Origin of the sequence: Streptomyces albidoflavus (assembly GCF_000719955.1) — a bacterium.
GTDB classification, from domain to species: Bacteria; Actinomycetota; Actinomycetes; order Streptomycetales; family Streptomycetaceae; genus Streptomyces; species Streptomyces albidoflavus.
The window spans coordinates 1-17101 of sequence record NZ_JOII01000028.1; the positions used below are offsets into that span (position 1 = coordinate 1).

At 74.0% G+C, this 17101-nt stretch carries 17 protein-coding genes; 11 read left to right on the forward strand and 6 right to left on the reverse strand.

Going from position 1 to position 17101, the window contains the following annotated elements; translation table 11 throughout:
* From IF45_RS0124095 to IF45_RS0124105, 3 genes are all read left to right on the forward strand, one after another.
* A partial coding sequence (locus IF45_RS0124095; RefSeq protein ID WP_030309522.1) for an acetate--CoA ligase family protein occupies positions 1-927 on the forward strand: 927 nt, incomplete at its 5' end.
* A gap of 72 nt (positions 928-999) precedes the next feature.
* Positions 1000-1599 (forward strand): DUF5998 family protein, encoded by a 600-nt coding sequence (locus IF45_RS0124100; protein ID WP_003951325.1) that lies wholly within the window; start codon positions 1000-1002, stop codon positions 1597-1599.
* The gene (locus IF45_RS0124105) at positions 1599-2780 is read left to right on the forward strand and encodes an alkaline phosphatase family protein (protein WP_003951326.1); all 1182 of its coding nucleotides are present in this window, start codon (positions 1599-1601) and stop codon (positions 2778-2780) included. The genes IF45_RS0124100 and IF45_RS0124105 overlap by 1 nt, the downstream gene beginning before the upstream one ends.
* A 43-nt stretch (positions 2781-2823) precedes the next feature.
* Here IF45_RS0124105 and IF45_RS0124110 read toward each other — a convergent pair whose 3' ends face one another.
* On the reverse strand, positions 2824-3546 hold the full coding sequence (locus IF45_RS0124110; RefSeq protein WP_030309524.1) for a VOC family protein: 723 nt from the start codon (positions 3544-3546) through the stop codon (positions 2824-2826).
* 323 nt (positions 3547-3869) lie between these two features.
* Between IF45_RS0124110 and IF45_RS0124115 the strand changes: the two genes are divergently transcribed.
* Positions 3870-4697: a sulfurtransferase gene (locus tag IF45_RS0124115; protein ID WP_008406655.1), complete on the forward strand. Its 828-nt coding sequence runs from the start codon at positions 3870-3872 to the stop codon at positions 4695-4697.
* Positions 4698-4773: 76 nt separating this feature from the next.
* Here the strand turns inward: IF45_RS0124115 and sepH are convergent, their stop codons facing one another.
* Positions 4774-5802 carry a septation protein SepH gene (gene sepH / locus IF45_RS0124120; protein WP_030309525.1) on the reverse strand — a complete coding sequence of 343 codons (1029 nt, stop codon included), beginning with the start codon at positions 5800-5802 and terminating at the stop codon, positions 4774-4776.
* Positions 5803-6279: 477 nt separating this feature from the next.
* On the opposite strand from sepH, the gene IF45_RS0124125 reads away from it, so the two are divergent.
* Positions 6280-7464, forward strand: coding sequence for a hypothetical protein (locus tag IF45_RS0124125; protein ID WP_030309526.1), 1185 nt, complete (start codon positions 6280-6282; stop codon positions 7462-7464).
* A gap of 19 nt (positions 7465-7483) precedes the next feature.
* Here IF45_RS0124125 and IF45_RS0124130 read toward each other — a convergent pair whose 3' ends face one another.
* A complete protein-coding gene (locus tag IF45_RS0124130; protein WP_030309527.1) occupies positions 7484-8833 on the reverse strand; it encodes a D-arabinono-1,4-lactone oxidase in 1350 nt (449 codons plus the stop codon).
* A complete protein-coding gene (locus tag IF45_RS0124135) occupies positions 8760-10034 on the reverse strand; it encodes an MFS transporter (RefSeq protein WP_030309528.1) in 1275 nt (424 codons plus the stop codon). Before IF45_RS0124135 ends, IF45_RS0124130 begins: the two co-directional genes overlap by 74 nt.
* 119 nt (positions 10035-10153) lie before the next feature.
* Here IF45_RS0124135 and IF45_RS0124140 point away from each other — a divergent pair, with 119 nt between their 5' ends.
* Both IF45_RS0124140 and IF45_RS0124145 read left to right on the forward strand, forming a co-directional pair.
* On the forward strand, positions 10154-11269 hold the full coding sequence (locus tag IF45_RS0124140) for a ferrochelatase (RefSeq protein WP_003951333.1): 1116 nt from the start codon (positions 10154-10156) through the stop codon (positions 11267-11269).
* A 33-nt stretch (positions 11270-11302) separates the two neighbouring features.
* Positions 11303-12112, forward strand: coding sequence for an inositol monophosphatase family protein (locus IF45_RS0124145; protein WP_015506974.1), 810 nt, complete (start codon positions 11303-11305; stop codon positions 12110-12112).
* Positions 12113-12209: 97 nt separating this feature from the next.
* Here IF45_RS0124145 and IF45_RS33430 read toward each other — a convergent pair whose 3' ends face one another.
* The gene (locus tag IF45_RS33430; RefSeq protein WP_008406641.1) at positions 12210-12386 is read right to left on the reverse strand and encodes a hypothetical protein; all 177 of its coding nucleotides are present in this window, start codon (positions 12384-12386) and stop codon (positions 12210-12212) included.
* A gap of 323 nt (positions 12387-12709) precedes the next feature.
* On the opposite strand from IF45_RS33430, the gene IF45_RS0124155 reads away from it, so the two are divergent.
* From IF45_RS0124155 to IF45_RS31565, 4 genes are all read left to right on the forward strand, one after another.
* Positions 12710-13363 carry a response regulator transcription factor gene (locus IF45_RS0124155; RefSeq protein WP_003951335.1) on the forward strand — a complete coding sequence of 218 codons (654 nt, stop codon included), beginning with the start codon at positions 12710-12712 and terminating at the stop codon, positions 13361-13363.
* 5 nt (positions 13364-13368) lie between these two features.
* On the forward strand, positions 13369-14640 hold the full coding sequence (locus tag IF45_RS0124160) for a sensor histidine kinase (protein WP_003951336.1): 1272 nt from the start codon (positions 13369-13371) through the stop codon (positions 14638-14640).
* A gap of 394 nt (positions 14641-15034) precedes the next feature.
* Positions 15035-15331, forward strand: a complete 297-nt coding sequence (locus IF45_RS0124165; protein ID WP_003951337.1) for a DUF4193 domain-containing protein — start codon at positions 15035-15037, stop codon at positions 15329-15331.
* 12 nt (positions 15332-15343) lie between these two features.
* The gene (locus IF45_RS31565) at positions 15344-16279 is read left to right on the forward strand and encodes a hypothetical protein (RefSeq protein ID WP_003951338.1); all 936 of its coding nucleotides are present in this window, start codon (positions 15344-15346) and stop codon (positions 16277-16279) included.
* A gap of 345 nt (positions 16280-16624) precedes the next feature.
* Here the strand turns inward: IF45_RS31565 and IF45_RS0124175 are convergent, their stop codons facing one another.
* A complete protein-coding gene (locus IF45_RS0124175; RefSeq protein WP_003951339.1) occupies positions 16625-17083 on the reverse strand; it encodes a DUF3093 domain-containing protein in 459 nt (152 codons plus the stop codon).
* Positions 17084-17101 lie beyond the last annotated feature (18 nt).

Genomic DNA, 17101 nt, shown 5'->3' on the forward strand with positions numbered 1-17101 from the left:
GCCCCCGCCCCCGACGAGGCACCCCCCGTCCCGCGCACCCGCCGCATCCCCGCCTACCCGGCCGCCGAACGTGCCGTCCGCGCCCTCGGCGAGGCCGTCCGGTACGCCCAGTGGCGCCGCGAGGCCCAGCGCCCCGGCGGCGTACCGGAGTACGAGTCCATCGACGAGCGGGGCGCGGCCGCCGACATCACCCGGCTGCTGGCCGCCGCCGCTCCCGGGGAGGAGGGCGCCGCGCCGCGCGCCCACACCCTCGGCGCCGAGGACACCCGGGCCCTCCTCGCCCGCTACGGCATCGAGGTCCGCCCCACGCTCCCCGCGCCGGACCCGGACACCGCCGTCCGCGCCGCCGCCGAGCTGGGCTACCCGGTCGCCCTCAAGACCACCGCGCCCCACCTGCGCCACCGCGCCGACCTCGGCGGGGTCCGCCTCGACCTCGCCGACGAGGCCCAGCTGCGCCAGGCGTACGCCGAGCTGACCGGCCTCTTCGGCACCCCGGCCGAGCTGCGGCCCGTGGTGCAGCCGATGGCGCCGCGCGGCGTCGACACCGTGGTGCGCACCGTCATCGACCCGGCGGTCGGCGCCGTCCTCACCTTCGGCCTGGCCGGCGCCCCCTCCGAACTCCTCGGCGACACCGCCCACCGCCTCGTCCCCGTCACCGACCGGGACGCCACCGCGATGGTCCGCTCCATCCGCACCGCCCCGCTCCTCTTCGGCTGGCGCGGCTCCGCCCCGGTCGACACCCCTGCCCTGGAGGAACTGCTGCAACGCGTCTCGCGGCTGGTCGACGACCACCCCGAGGTCGTCGACGTGCAGCTGGAGCCGGTGGTGGTCGCCCCGCGCGGCGTCAGCGTCCTCGGCGCCTCGGTCCGCCTCGCCCCGCCCCCCGCCCGCGACGACCTCGGCCCGCGCACCCTGCCCGCCTACTGAGCGGCCCCGCCGCCCCGTCCCCCTCGCCCGGCCCGTCCCCAGCGGCCGGTGCGCCCCCGTAGGATGGTCCGCATGGCTAAGACCGGTACGACGACCCAGGGGCTGCGCGCGGCGATCGAGCGCAGCGGCTACTACCCGGCCCTCGTGGCCGAGGCGGTGGAGGCCGCCGTGGGGGGCGAGCCCGTCGCGTCGTACCTGGTCCATCAGGAGACCACCTTCGACGCGAACGAGGTCCGCCGGCACGTCACGGTCCTGGTCCTCACCCCCACCCGGTTCATCGTCAGCCACACCGACGAGCAGGCCGCCGACTCCGGCTCGCCGACCGCGCTCGCCACCACCTCCACCGAATCGGTGAAGACCGGCCGGATCTCCTCGGTGGTCCTCAGCCGCGTCGTGGCCAACCCGGAGTCGTACACCCCGGGCACCCTGCCCCGCGAGGTCGTCCTGACCATCGGCTGGGGCGCGGTCTCCCGCATCGACCTGGAGCCCGCCGCCTGCGGCGACCCCAACTGCGAGGCCGACCACGGCTACACCGGCAGCTCCACCGCCGACGACCTGAGCCTGCGCGTCAGCGAGGCCGGCGACGGCCCCGACACCGTGCGGCAGGCGCTCGCCTTCGCCCAGGCGCTCTCGGAGGCGACGGCCGCCACCGCCACGCCGGCCGGCCGCTGATGCCCTCTTCCGCCTGGCCCGAGCCCCTTCCCCTCGCCTCCGCCCCCGTCCCGGCCTACGGCAGCGGCTCGCTCGCCGACCTGCTGCCCACGCTGGCCGCCGGCTCCGGCGTACCGGGCATGACGGCGACCCTCACCGAGCTGCCGCCCGCCGACCGCAACTGCGTGTTCCTCATCGACGGGCTCGGCTGGCACCAGCTGCTCGCCCACCCGGCCGAGGCGCCGTTCCTCTCCTCGCTCATCGCCACCTCGCGCGGTGGCACGGGGCAGCCGCTCACCGCGGGTTTCCCCGCCACCACCGCCACCTCGCTCGCCTCCGTCGGCACCGGCCGCACCCCCGGCGAGCACGGCCTGCCCGGGTACACCGCACTCAACCCGGACAGCGGCGAGCTGATGAACCAGCTCCGCTGGAAGCCCTGGACCGACCCGCACGCCTGGCAGCCGCACCCCACGGTCTTCTCCCTCGCCGACGCGGCAGGCGTCCACACCGCGCAGGTCTCCGCCCCCGGCTTCCACCACACCCCGCTCACCCAGGTCGCCCTCAGCGGCGGCACCTTCCACGGCCGTCTCTCCGGCGAGGAGCGGATGGACCTGGCCGCCGCCCAGCTCGCCGCCGGGGACCGCGCGCTGGTCTACACGTACTACAGCGAGGTCGACGGCAAGGGCCACCGCTTCGGCGTCGACTCCGACGCCTGGCGCGGCCAGCTGATGTACGTCGACGGGCTCGCCCGGCGCCTCGCCGAGCAGCTGCCCCCGCGCAGCGCCCTCTACATCACCGCCGACCACGGCATGGTCGACATCCCCTTCGACGACCGCCACCGCTTCGACGTCGACGAGGACTGGGAGCTGAACGCCGGCATCCGCCTCCTCGGCGGCGAGGGCCGCGCCCGCCACCTCTACGCCGTCCCGGGCGCCGCCCGCGACGTGCGCACCGTCTGGCGCGAGGTGCTGGGGGAGCAGTGCTGGGTGGCGGGCAGGGACGAGGCGATCGAGGCCGGCTGGTTCGGCCCGCACGTCGAGAAGCGGGTCCGTGACCGGCTCGGCGACGTCATCGTCGCCGCCCGGGACGACGTGGCGATCACCGCCACCCGCCGCGAGCCCAACGAGTCGGCCCTGACCGGGATGCACGGCTCGATGACCCCGGCCGAGCAGCTGGTCCCGCTGCTGGAGGTCCGTACCTGACGCCCGCGGCCCGGGCGGCGTACCGCCCGGGCCCTCGGCGGCGTCAGGCCGGGGTGTCCGGCCGGGCCACCGTGAAGACCGCGCCCCAGGGGTCGGCCACCGTGGCGGTCCGGCCGTGCGACCCGTCACGCGGCGGCCGCTGCACCCGCCCGCCCAGCTCGATGACCCGGTTGACCGTCTCGTCCGGGTCCTCGACCGCGAAGTGCGTGTGCCAGTGCGCCGCCCCCAGCTCGCCGAGCGCCTGCCCGACCCCCAGGACGGAGGCCACCGGGCGCCCGTCGAGCAGCAGCGTCGCGGCGTCCTCCGCCCCCTCCTCCCGCTCGGCCTCGAAACCGAACGCCGCCCGGTAGAACGGCAGGACACCGGCGGTCTCCCGGGTCACCAGCTCGTTCCACAGCACCGACCCGGGGACCCCCTCGACGGCGGCGCCCCGGTGCTCGCGGCCCTGCCAGATCCCGAAGGTGGCACCCGAGGGGTCGGCCGCCAGGGCCATCCGCCCGGCCTCCTCCGCGTCCAGCGGGCCCACCCCGACCGTGCCGCCGCAGTGCCGCACGGTCCCGGCCGTCTCGTCCACGTCGTCCGCCGCCAGATAGGGCGTCCACGCGACCGGCAGCGACTGCCCCTCGGGCATCCGCCCGATCCCGGCCACCACCCGGCCGTCCAGCAACGCCCGCGCGTACGGCCCGAGTTGCTCCGGTCCGGGCCGGAACTCCCAGCCGAAGAGCCGTCCGTAGAACTCCTGGCTCGCCACCGGGTCGTCGGCCATCAGGCTCACCCAGCAGGGTGTGCCGGGCACCGGCCGCTCAGTTCTCTGATCCACCGTCTGCCCACGCACCACACTCATCTGCCACTCTCTCCTCGGACCGTCCGTCGTCGGGCACGCGCCGGGCCCGCACCCGGACCGCACCACGCGTAAGCGCAGCCTGCCCGATCCGTTGTTTCTCACCCGTTGCCACGCCATGGCCTTGAGGTCACAGTCCGGGATCACCCGGTGTACGTGAGTCCGTACAGACGGTACGCCGTGCGGGCGATCCGGTCACCTTCTCCGGTGAAGCCGGCCTGGCGGCGCCGGTGCGCGAGGATGGCCCCATGAACGCGATCATCTCCGCCACCGCACTCGCCGGGGAGCTCCAGGGCCCCCGCCCGCCCGTCCTGCTCGACGTCCGCTGGCAGCTCGGCGGCCCCGACCAGCGCCCCGCCTACCTGGCGGGTCACCTGCCCGGCGCCGTCCACGTGGACCTGGACGGCGAGTTGGCCGGCGGCCCGGGGAAGGGCGGGCGCCACCCGCTGCCGGACGTCGAGGCGTTCGGCGCCGCGATGCGCGCGGCCGGGGTGGACGCCGGCCGCCCGGTCGTCACCTACGACGGCGGCCAGGGCTGGGCGGCGGCCCGCGCCTGGTGGCTGCTGCGCTGGGCCGGCCACCCCGAGGTACGCGTCCTCGACGGCGGGCTCGCCGCCTGGGACGGGCCGCTGGAGGAGGGTGAAGTCACGCCGGAGCCGGGTGACTTCACCCCGGAACCGGGCCGGTTGGAGCTGCTGGACGCCGACGGCGCCGCCGCGCTCGCCGCCTCCGGGGTGCTCCTGGACGCCCGCGCCGCCGAGCGGTACCGGGGCGACGTCGAGCCCATCGACCGGGTCGGCGGCCACATCCCGGGCGCCGTCTCCGCCCCGACCACCGAGAACACCGGCGAGGACGGCCGCCTGCTCCCCGCCGCCGAACTCGCCGGCCGCTTCGCCGCCCTGGGCGCGAACCCCGGCAGGAAGGTCGGTGTCTACTGCGGGTCCGGCGTCTCCGGCGCCCACGAGGTGCTGGCCCTGGCGGTGGCCGGCGTCGACGCCGCCCTCTACGTCGGCTCCTGGTCCGACTGGTCCGCCGACCCCGACCGCCCCGTCGCCACCGGCCCGCAGCCGGGCTGACCCGCACCGCACAGCAGGACGGCCCGCACACCTCGCCGGTGTACGGGCCGTGCTGTTCAGCGGGTCCGGAGAACCGCTACTCCTTGTTCTTGCGGCGGGTGCCGAAGACGATCTCGTCCCAGCTCGGCACGGCGGCCCGGCGGCCGGGCCGGACGCCGTCCGCCTCGGCCTGCCGGTCGGTGGAACCGATCAGCCGGTCGCGGTGGGCCGCCACCGCCCGTGGCATGAGCACGTCCGCGTAGGCCGAACCGGCCGAGGCGGCGGGCGCCGGGGGCTCCTCGGCCTCCTGCTCGGGCTCCTCCAGCGGACGCTCGGCCGCCGGGCGCTCGGGCACCACCATGTCGCCACGGAAGCTCGGCACCGCCTCCAGCAGGCTGGTCAGCGAGTCCCGGCCGCCCTGCTCGGCGGTGGCGGGCAGCTCCTCGGTCTCCGGCTCCACCGCGTGCGGGCCGCGCTCGGGGCGCTCCGGACGCTCCCTCGGCAGCCGGGCGATCCGGGGCACGAAGGGGAAGCTGGGCTCGGGCGCCGACACGTCGTCGGACTCGCCGATCAGCGAACGGGCCTCGTCGTCCACGGCCTGCACGAGGCGGCGCGGCGGGTCGTAGCTCCAGCTCGCCGAGTGCCGCTCACCCGCGACGCCGTAGACCAGCAGGACTTCCCAGGTGCCGTCGTCGCGGCGCCAGGAGTCCCACTGCACGGTGTCGCGGTCGGCGCCGCGCAGCAGCAGGCGCTCGCGGACGGCCTCGCCGAGCTGGGGGCCGGTGTTCTCGCCGGGCCGGCGGACGGGAGTCTTGCGGGCGCGCTCGGCCATGAAGGCGCGCTCGGCGAGGACGGGGCCCTCGAAGCGGCGGACGCGGTCCACGGGGATTCCGGCGAGCGAGGCGACCTCCTCGGCGGAGGCACCGGCCCTTATCCGCGCCTGGATGTCGCGCGGGCGCAGGTGACTCTCGACCTCGATCTCGATCTGGCCGAGACGGGGCCGGTCACCGCGGACGGCGGCCCGGAGCCGCTCATCGATCGGAAGCGTGTACTCCGTACTGTCCGCAGCTTTGAGCACCAGCCGTGTGCCGTCGTTGCTGACGGCCACGACACGCAGTTCGGGCATGGGGACCTCCCGGGTGGTGCCTGCCGACGTCACGTGCGTCGCTGCTTCCGCTAGTCGTGTGTGGTCTGCCCGGGTGCAGCCGACCACAACCTTGCCGAGTTGTTCGGTGGGCCGGATGTGAGTCCCGCGCCACCGTGATGTCACCGTTCCTGACTGAAGCCGCGCGGCGTGCCCGCGCTGCTCACCCGGTGCCGTGAAGCCCTCTCCCGCGGCTCCGGCCGACCCCTCGGGGCCTGAAGGAAACCCAGGTGGGAGACCGGACCCAGGGCTCGCAACAGTACTCCATTCGGGCCACGGGGGTGGACCGGCACGCCGCTGAACTTCTCACAGGGAGCGGGAGTTGGTCGACGCCTTTGTCGTCCGGCGCCTCCGCGAGGTGGCCTGCTTCACAAAACCCCCAGAAGCGGAACCATTCGATTCGCCCAATTGTCGTTTTGTGGTGCAGGGTGAACGAGAAGGGCGAAAACGAGGCGGGAGATGCGCGAGACCACGCAGGTGAAGGAAGTCGGCACCCGGAGCGGTGAGGAGCCGCAAGAGGAAGCGAAGCGCATCGATCTGAGTGTCCCCCAGGTCGCGGGCTCCGCCGTGGCCGCGGTCGCGGGCGCCGTCGCCGCCTCCCAGCTCGGTGTCTACGGCACCGTCATCGGCGCCGGCGTGATGAGTGTGGTCGCCACCACCGGAGGCAGCGTCTTCCAGCACCTCTTCCGCCGCACCGGCGAGCAGATACGAGACGTCGCGCACGTCCGCCCCAAGGGCGAGCCGGGCCCCGACGTCCCCGACACCTTCCGCGCCGACCCGGAGCCGGACCCGCTCACCGACCCCGCCCCCGGCCGCGTCGCCTCCGCCGACCCCGCCACCGCCCACACGGTCCCGGGCGACCCCCCGGCTCCGGTCGAGGCCACCCAGCTCCTGGGCCGGATCGATCCCGCCGCCCCGCGCCCCGCCGACGCCGAGGCCACCCAGCTCCTGGGCCAGGCCGACCCGGAGGCGACCCAGCTCCTGAGTCAGGCAGACCCCGGGGCGACCCAGCTCCTCGGCCAGGCCGGCCCCGACGCCACCCGTGCTCTCCGTGTCCCGGCCGCCGATCCCGCCGAGGCCGACCAGGCCACCCGTCTCCTGCGCGCCGTACCCGAGCCGTCCGGACCGGAGACCGGGGAGTTCGGGGAGGCCACCACCCACCAGGCGCGGACCGGCCGCTGGAAGCGGTCGCTGATCAGCGCGGCCGCCGTCTTCGTCCTGGCGATGGGCGGGATCACCGGCTGGGAGCTGGTCTCCGGCCACGCCCTGAGCGGCGACTCGGGTCCCACCATCAGCCACCTCACCGGCAACCGCTCCCAGCCCTCCGGCGACCAGGAGGAGGAGAAGGCGCCCGCGCCCGAGGAGACACCCTCCGGCGAGGCGCCCTCGGACGGCGGCTCGGGCGCCCCGTCCACCCAGGACCCGGAGGACGGCACCTCCTCCACCGGCACGCCCGAGGAGGGGACGAGCCCGGCGCCCACCCGGCCCGGGCAGCAGCCCGGGACCCCGGACGACTCCACCGGCGACCGGAGCCCCACGCCCACCCCGACCCCCTCGGCCGGGGAGCCGGAGCAGCCGACCGGCCAGCCGTCCGGGGGCGTGCCCTCCGGGGCCGCGCCCGAGGAGGGCGCCCCCGCCGGGTGACCGGCGCGGGGGAGCGGGGTCAGTCGCCCAGCACGCGCCGCAGGTAGTCGTTGCCGAAGAGCCGGTCGGGGTCGAGGCGGTCGCGCAGCGCCGTGAACTCGGCGAAGCGGGGGTAGACCTCGGCGAAGTACTCCGCGTCCCTGGTGTGGATCTTGCCCCAGTGCGGCCGGCCCTCGTGGGCGGTGAAGATCCGCTCGGCGGCGGTGAAGTACGCCTGGTACGGCGTCCCCTTGTAGAGGTGGACGGCGATGTAGGCGGTCTCCCGGCCGGAGGCGGTGGAGAGGGCGATGTCGTCGGCGGGGGCCGTCCGCACCTCCACCGGGAAGCTCACCCGCAGCGGGGAGCGGTCCACCATCGCGCGCAGTTCGCGCAGCGCGGGGACCAGGGCCTCGCGCGGCACGGCGTACTCCATCTCCACGAAGCGGACGCGGCGCGGGGAGGTGAAGACCTTGTAGGGGATGTCCGTGTAGGTGCGGGCGGAGAGGGCGCGGCTGGAGAGGCGGGCCAGGGAGGGGATGGTCGCCGGGACCGCGCGGCCCAGGGTGTTGGCGGCCTGGAAGACGCCGTTGGAGAGGAACTCGTCCTCGAACCAGCCGCTGAGGCGGCCCACGGGGGCGGCGGGACCCGCGGTGCGGTTGTTCCGCTTGGTGGAGCAGTTGCCGGTGTGCGGGAACCAGTAGAACTCGAAGTGCTCGTTCTCCGCGACGAGCTGGTCGAACTCGGCGGTGACCTGGTCGAACCCCATGGGCTCCTCGCGGGCCCGCAGCAGGAAGACCGGCTCGACGGCGAAGGTCAGCGAGGTGATCACGCCGAGCGCGCCGAGCCCGATCCGGGCGGCGGCGAAGAGTTCCGGGTTCTGCTCGCGGGAGCAGCTGAGGAGGGAGCCGTCGGCGGTGACCAGCTCCAGCGCGGTGATCTGCGCGGAGAGGGAGGCCGAGGCGCGTCCGGTGCCGTGGGTGCCGGTGCTGGTCGCCCCGGCCACCGTCTGCTCCATGATGTCGCCCATGTTGGTCAGCGACAGGCCCTCGCGGGCCAGGGCCACGTTGAGCCGCTTCAGCGGGGTGCCGGCGGCGACCGTGACGGTCCCGGCCTCGTGGTCGATCTGGATGCCGGTCAGCAGGTCGGGGCGTATCAGCAGGCCGTCGGTGGCGGCCGCCGCGGTGAAGGAGTGGCCGGTGCCGACCGCCTTCACCCGCATCCCGCGCGCCGCCGCGTCGCGTACCGCGCCGGCCAGTTCGGCGGCCGAGGCGGGGACGGTCTCGCGGGCCGGGCGGGCCGCGACCGTCCCCGCCCAGTTACGCCAGGTCCCGTTCCGGGTGCGTACCGGACTCGCCGTCCTGGTGCTGCCCAGCGTCTGCTGCTCGTCCATCAGGTCCCTCCCGCTGCGGCGCCGGGCTGCTCAGCCGGCGGTACCCCAGGAACCCGACGAGGACCGCGGCGGCCCCGGCGGCCGCCGGAACCCAGTACCCCGCCTTCGCCCCCGCCGCGTCGATCACCCAGCCGGAGACCGACGAGCCGAGAGCGACGCCGACCGCCAGACCCGTACTCACCCAGGTCATGCCTTCGGTCAGCTTCGCGCGGGGCACGTGCTGCTCGACGAGGGCCATCGTCGTGATCATCGTCGGCGCGATGCACAGGCCCGCCACGAACAGTGCCACGGCCAGAAACGGCAGGTTCCCGACCAGTTGGAGGGGGATCATACTCACGCCCATCGCGACGACCCCCAGCAGCCACCTGCGGGCCGGCGCCCCGCCGAAGTGCAGTAGGCCGAAGACGACGCCCGCCAGGCACGACCCGGCGGCGTAGGTGGCCAGCACCAGGCTGGCCGCGCCCTTGTGGCCCTGCTCCTCGGCGAAGGCGACGGTGACCACGTCGATCGCGCCGAAGATCGCCCCGGTCGCCACGAAGGTGCCGACCAGGACCTGGAGCCCGGTCGAGCGCAGGGCGGAGCCCTTGGTGTGGTGCTCGCGCGGGTGGGGGACCGGTTCGGTGGAGCGCTGGGCGGTGAGCGAGAAGACGCCCGCCGCCAGGAAGACCGCCGCCAGCAGCGGGCCCGCCTCCGGGAACCAGGTCGTCGACAGGCCGATGGAGACGATCGGGCCGAAGATGAAGCACGCCTCGTCGACCACAGACTCGAAGGAGTACGCGGTGTGCAGCTGGCGCGGCTGGTCCCGGTAGAGCGCCGCCCAGCGGGCGCGGACCATCGAGCCGATCGAGGGCACCGCGCCGATCCCGGCGGCGAAGAGGAAGAGCGTCCAGTCCGGCAGCGAGAACTGCGCCGAGAGCAGCAGCCCCGCCACCGCCGCCAGCGCCACCAGGGTGGCCGGCCGCAGCACCCGCCGCTGGCCGTGCAGGTCGACCAGGCGGGAGATCTGCGGGCCGATCAGCGCCGCCGAGAGCGCCACCATCGCCGAGAGCGCCCCGGCCAGCCCGTACCTGCCGGTGAGCTGCGAGATCATCGTGACGATGCCGATGCCCATCATGGACAGCGGCAGCCGCCCCACGAATCCGGCGGCGGAGAAACCCCTGCTGCCCGGGGCGGAGAAGATGGCGCGGTACGGGCTGGGCAAGGCGGGCTCCGGGCAGGCTGAACGTAAGGTGTGAGAGGGGCTCATACAGCTTACGGGCCGCCGGGGCGCGACCGCAGCCCCGATTCCTCGCCCGGGCCGCCGGGTGGCAGGATCGAGACATGTCCGATGTGCGCGATGCCACCCCCTACGACGCCCTCCTGCTGCTCTCCTTCGGCGGCCCCGAGGGACCCGACGACGTCGTCCCCTTCCTGCGGAACGTGACGCACGGCCGCGGAATCCCCGAAGAGCGGCTGAAGGAGGTGGGGCAGCACTACTACCTCTTCGACGGGATCAGCCCCATCAACGCCCAGAACCGCGACCTCCTCGCCGCCCTGCGCGCCGACTTCGCGGAGCACGGCGTCGAGCTGCCCGTCTTCTGGGGCAACCGCAACTGGAGCCCCTACCTCCCCGACACCCTGCGGGAGATGGCCAAGGAGGGGCACCGCCGCATCGCCGTCCTCGCCACCAGCGCGTACGCCTCGTACTCGGGGTGCCGCCAGTACCGCGAGAACCTCGCCGACGCGCTGGCCGCGCTTCAGACCGAGGGGCTGCCCGTGCCCCGGGTCGACAAGCTCCGGCACTACTTCAACCACCCGGGCTTCCTGGAGCCGATGATCGACGGCGTCCTCGCCTCCCTCGCCGACCTCCCCGATGAGGTGCGCGACGGCGCCGAGATCGCCTTCACCACGCACTCCATCCCGGACGCCGCCGCCGACACCTCCGGACCCCGCGAGGTCCACGGCGACGGCGGCGCCTACGTGGCGCAGCACCTCGACACCGCCCGGGTGATCGCCGACGCGGTCCGCGAGCGGACCGGCGTCGACCGCCCCTGGTCCCTCGTCTACCAGTCGCGCAGCGGCTCCCCGCACATCCCGTGGCTGGAGCCGGACATCTGCGACCACCTGGAGGAGCGGCACGCGGCCGGCGCCCCGGCGGTCGTCATGGCCCCGATCGGCTTCGTCTCGGACCACATGGAGGTCCGCTACGACCTCGACACCGAGGCCACCGCCAAGGCCGCCGAACTGGGCCTGCCCGTACGCCGCTCGGCCACCGTCGGCGCCGACCCGCGGTTCGCCGCCGCCGTCCGCGACCTGCTGCTGGAGCGGGCCGCCACCGAACGCGGCGAGCACCCGGCCCGCTGCGCCCTCGGCGCGCTCGGCCCCAGCCACGACGTCTGCCCGGTCGGCTGCTGCCCCGCCCGCTCGCCGCGCCCCGCCGCCGCCGGACTGGACTGACCCGCCCCGCCCCCGACCTAGGAGCACCAGCCCGTGACCGACCCCAACACCGGACTGCTCGCCCTCGCCCTGGAGGCCGCCCGCCGCGCCGGGGACTTCCTGCGCGACGGGCGCCCCGCCGACCTCGCGGTGGCCGCCACCAAGACCAGCGCCATCGACGTGGTGACCGAGATGGACATCGCCTCCGAGAAGATGATCACCGGCTTCCTCGCCGACCGCCGCCCCGAGGACGGCTTCCTCGGCGAGGAGGGTGCCAGCACCGAGGGCACCAGCGGCGTGAGGTGGATCATCGACCCGCTCGACGGCACGGTGAACTACCTCTACGGCCGCCCCGCCTGGGCCGTCTCCATCGCCGCCGAACGCGACGGGGTCACCGTCGTCGGCGTCGTCCACGCGCCGATGCGCGGCGAGACCTGCCGGGCCGTCCTCGGCGGCGGCGCTCACCTGGACGACACCCCGATCCAGGTCAACACCGCGCCATCGCTCGACCGCGCCCTGGTCGGCACCGGCTTCGGCTACCTCGCCGGCCGCAAGGCCCACCAGGCCGCCGTCGCCGCCCGGATCATCCCCGAGGTCCGCGACATCCGCCGGGGCGGCTCCGCCGCGATCGACCTGTGCGACGTCGCCACCGGCCGCCTCGACGCGTACTACGAGCGCGGCCTCAACCCCTGGGACTACGCGGCCGGGGAACTGATCGCCCGCGAGGCCGGCGCCCTCACCGGCGGACGCCCCGGAGCCCCCGCCTCCACCGAACTGACGGTGGCGGCCCCGCCCGGCCTCTTCGAGCCGCTCCAGGAGCGCCTGGAGGAGTACGGGGCCTGGCACGACGGCACCCTGGCCTGACCCCGGGCACACGACCGGGCCCCGGCCCCCTCTCGGCAGAGGGGCCGGGGCCCGGTCGCGTGCGCGCCTGCGGTGACGGCGGTGCGGGTGGGTGTGGTCAGGCGGTGGAAGCCGTGTGGACCTGGACGCCGTGCTCGGCGGCCAGCCGCTGGAGATCCTCCAGCTCGCCCTGCTCGACCTCGGCCAGGAACTCGTCCCCGGTCTCCTGGGCCCGGGTCAGATCCGACTCGGTGGCCTCTATGCGCTGAAGCAGACCTGCGGTGAAAGCGTCCATGATGCGCCCCCTCGTCAAGGTGTGGGTGGGTCGGCGGCACGGGGGTGTGCCTCGAAAAAGGGGTGACCACGCCCCGGGGGCGGCTCCGTCGGGGAAATGCCGGACGTGGCATGAGCCACATGCCGAGGGTGATCGCGGGTGTGCAGTCGTCCTCCCCGCGCCCCGGACGCCGGAAACCTCGGGGTTCGGCCGACTTGCGGAATCCTTCCTTCCCGTCCGGGTGGCTCCCGCCTTACCGCCGGTTTATGGCCGAAAGGGGCAGGATGGAGCCTCATCAGAAGGACCGGCGCCCCCTCGGGGTGCCCTGCGAAAGGATCAGCGACGTGCGTGTACTCGTCGTCGAGGACGAGCAGCTGCTCGCCGATGCGGTGGCCACCGGACTGCGCCGGGAGGCCATGGCCGTCGACGTCGTGTACGACGGGGCCGCCGCGCTGGAACGCGTGGGCGTCAACGACTACGACGTGATCGTCCTCGACCGGGACCTCCCCCTGGTCCACGGGGACGACGTCTGCCGCAGGGTGGTCGAGCTCCAGATGCCCACCCGGGTCCTGATGCTCACGGCCTCCGGCGACGTCAGCGACCGGGTCGAGGGGCTGGAGATCGGCGCCGACGACTACCTCCCCAAGCCCTTCGCCTTCACCGAGCTGATCGCCCGGGTCCGCGCGCTCGGCCGGCGTACCAGCGTGCCGCTGCCGCCGGTCCTGGAGCGCGCCGGGATCAAGCTCGACCCCAACCGCCGCGAGGTCTTCCGCGACGGCCGGGAGATCCAGCTCGCTCCCAAGGAGTTCGCCGTCCTGGAGGTGCTGCTGCGCAGCGAGGGCGCCGTGGTCTCCGCCGAGCAGTTGCTGGAGAAGGCCTGGGACGAGAACACCGACCCGTTCACCAACGTCGTGCGGGTCACCGTCATGACGCTCCGCCGCAAGCTGGGCGAGCCCGCGGTCATCGTCACCGTGCCCGGCTCGGGCTACCGGATCTGACCGGCGTGGCCGCGAGCCCGGCGCCGCGCCCCGCGCCCCCCAAACCCACCTCCGCGCCGCCCAGGCCCACCTGGGACCCGCGCCGCCCGCCGCAGCAGGCGTGGCTGCGGCCCACCATCCGGATACGGCTCACCCTGCTCTACGGCGGGATGTTCCTCATCGCGGGCATCCTGCTGCTGTCGATCATCTACCTGCTCGCCGCCCAGGCGGTGCACGTCGGCAACGAGCTGCCGTTCCAGGTCACCAGCGGCACCTTCACGATCTACAGCGACGCCTGCCCGGCCCTCTCCGGCCGCCGCTTCACCAGCTCGGGCGCGTTCAACGACGCGATGAAGCTCTGCATCGACCACCAGCGCCAGCAGGCCCTGGACGACCTGCTGAGCCGCTCGCTGCTGGCCCTGGTCGGCCTCAGCGTGATCGCCTTCGCCTTCGGCTACGCCATGGCCGGGCGGGTCCTCGCGCCGCTGGGCCGGATCACCCGGACCGCGCGCAGCGTGGCCGGCTCCGACCTCTCCCGGCGGATCGAGCTGGACGGCCCGGACGACGAGCTGAAGGAGCTGGCCGACACCTTCGACGACATGCTGGACCGCCTGGAGCGGGCCTTCACCGCCCAGCAGCGGTTCGTCGCCAACGCCTCGCACGAGCTGCGCACGCCGCTGGCGATCAACCGCACCCTGCTGGAGGTGCAGCTCTCCGACCCGGGCGCGCCCCCCGAGCTCCAGCAGCTCGGCAAGACCCTGCTCGCCACCAACGAGCGGAGCGAGCAGCTGGTCGAGGGCCTGCTCCTGCTGGCCCGCAGCGACAACCAGATCGTCGAGCGCAAGCCGGTGGACCTCGGCGAGGTCGCCACCCGCGCCGTCGAGCAGGTGCGCGGCGAGGCCGAGCAGCGGGAGGTGGAGCTGCGCGCGGACATCGCCGAGGCGGTCGTCCAGGGCAACGGCGTCCTGCTGGAGCGGATCGCCCTGAACCTCACGCAGAACGCCGTGCGCTACAACCTGCCCCCGGGCGAGGGCGGCTGGGTGGAGGTCTCCACCGAGCTCCAGCACGGGCAGGCGGTGCTGGTCGTGACCAACACCGGACCGGTCGTCCCCGCGTACGAGATCGATCAGCTCTTCGAGCCGTTCCGGCGGCTGCGGACCGAGCGGACCGGGAGTGACAAGGGGGTCGGGCTCGGCCTGTCGATCGTCCGGTCGGTGACCCGCGCGCACGGCGGAAGGATCACCGCGGAGCCGAGGGAAGGCGGAGGGCTCGTGATGCGTGTCACACTTCCGTTGTAACGTCCTGCGGGGCATTCGTTTCCGTGTTCGCTTTGAGCGGAATTTTCCCGGCCTGGAACTGGTTCTCCGCTGTGTGATCGATCACAGGATCGAATGATCGTCCTTCTACTCTCCGTGACCGTAAAGGCCCTTGAAAACCCTGCAAAATGCGGGTTTTCCGGGGTCCCGATCACGGGAAGTGCACAAGGTGGCCCGTGCGGGGCGGGGCGCCCGGACCGTGTACGGTCCCCTTCGCCATCCAAGACGATCACCTCTTCCGAGGTGCGTTTGGGTGTCGATTGAGTAACAGACCTTGATGTGAGGCAAAATCTCCGCCTCAGGTCGGGCACAAGTCCGGCCTCCCAGGCGTTACCGCGCTGGAGATATCACAGACACCCAGAGGGGGAGAGCTGACATGGCAACGGACTACGACACCCCACGTAAGACCGATGACGACCTCAACGAGGACAGCATCGAGGAACTGAAGGCCCGGAGGAACGACAAGTCCACCTCCACGGTCGACGTCGACGAGTTCGAGGCCGCAGAGGGCCTCGAACTTCCCGGAGCGGACCTCTCCAACGAGGAGCTGGCCGTCCGGGTGCTGCCCAAGCAGCAGGACGAGTTCACCTGCATGAGCTGCTTCCTGGTGCACCACCGGAGCCAGCTCGCACGCGAGAAGAACGGCCAGCCCATCTGCCGCGACTGCGACTGAGGCAGGCCGGCCGTGACAGGCACGACACCGCCGCGGAAGTTTCCCTTCCTGAAGCGGCGGGGGGACGGCGCGCCGTCCCCGGCGGAATCTGACGGCGAGCGGGGCCTTGGGGCCTCGCTCGAGGCAGCCGACGCCACGGACGGGGCCCCAGGGCCCCACAGCGGCGGTACGGGCACGGGGGAAGGCCCTGCGGCCACCGAGCCCGCCACACCCGCTCCCGGCCGCGTGGCGGCCGTACGGGACGGACTGCTCCGGCAGGGGCGCAACGCCAAGGCCGGACTCGGCGTTCTCGCCGACCGTGTCATCGAGATCGCCCCGCGCATCCCGGTGCGCGACCTCCACACCCTCCGCGCGCAGTTCCCGGGCCTCGGCCCCGAACAGCTCGCGGACAAACTCATCAGCGGCGCCGCCCACGGCACCTCCACGGTGGGGGCCTCGGTGGGCGCTGCCGCCATGCTCCCGGTGCCGCCGGCCATGCCGGCCGAACTGGCCGCGGAGATCACCGCCGTGGCCGCGATAGAGCTGAAGCTCATCGCCGAACTCCACGAGGTCTACGGGCAGCGGCCCGAAGGCGGGGCCACGCGCCGGGCGACGGCCTATCTGACCTCCTGGACCAACGAGCGGGGGATCGACGTCGTCCGCCCGCTCACCATCACCGCGGCGCTCAGCGGGCCCCTCAAGCGCGACCTGCGCCAGCAGATCACCAAGCGCATGATCCGCAACCTGCCGAACCTCGTCCCCTTCCTGGTGGGCGCGGCCGTCGGCGCGGTCATGAACCGCCGTGACACCCGCAAGCTCGCCGAGCGCGTCCGGCAGGACCTGCGTGCCGCCCAGGTCCCCTGGGACCAGCTCACGTCCCTCCCGCCCCTGGACAGGCCCGAGCTGCCCCCTGCCACCCTCCCGCACGCACTCCCGCCCGCGCCCCGCGACGACAACCGGCCCACCTGACGGCCCCACCGGGCACGCCCGGGTGGCCTCAATCGCCGGCCGGGCTTGATTCGGGCGAGCTGCTGCGTTTGCTGCCGCACGTCTTCGGTGCCTGTGGGTGGCCTCAATCGCCGGCCGGGCTTCGGTTGGCGGTTGCTCGCTGGGGCGTTCGCTGCCGCATGGCCTCGGTGCCGGTGGGCGGGGTTTCGGCTCCTCGCGCCGGGAGGCCGGCCCAATCGCCGGGAGCCCGGCCCAATCAAGCCCGGCCGGCGTCTGAGGCCACCTCACCGGTACCGGGACGGCGCCGAGGCGGAACGACGGAGCCCAGCTACGCCGAACCCTGTGAATCCGGCGCGCCCCGCCGCGTCATCCTTCGCGGACAGGGGAGAGCGCCGCCGCCAGGCGCTCGGGGTCACGCGTGGACAGGTACAGGTACGGGGTGGGGTCGGCCGGGTCGGTGACCTCGACGCGTACGGCCGTCGGGATGTAGCTGCGCAGGAGCATGAAGGCGCGCGAGTCGGCCTTGTGGCTGCGCCAGGCCACTGTCTCCTCGGCGTCCAGCGGCTCCGCCGCCCCGAGCGCCGACAGCGGGATGCGCGCGTCGCCCGCGACCAGCGCGTCCCCCACCACGCGGATCTGCGCCGAGCCGTACGTGCTCAGTCCCGCCGCGCCCGCCGCCGCACCGACGACCAGACCGATGAGCATCGCCAGCACGCCGAGCGGCATGACGATCAGGCCCGAGGTGAGCCCGGCGATCGCCACCAGGGCCCACCAGGCGCGGGGCGCGGTGAGGCGCTCGGCGTACTGCGGAGTGTTGGGATGCATGGGATCAGCTTGGCACGG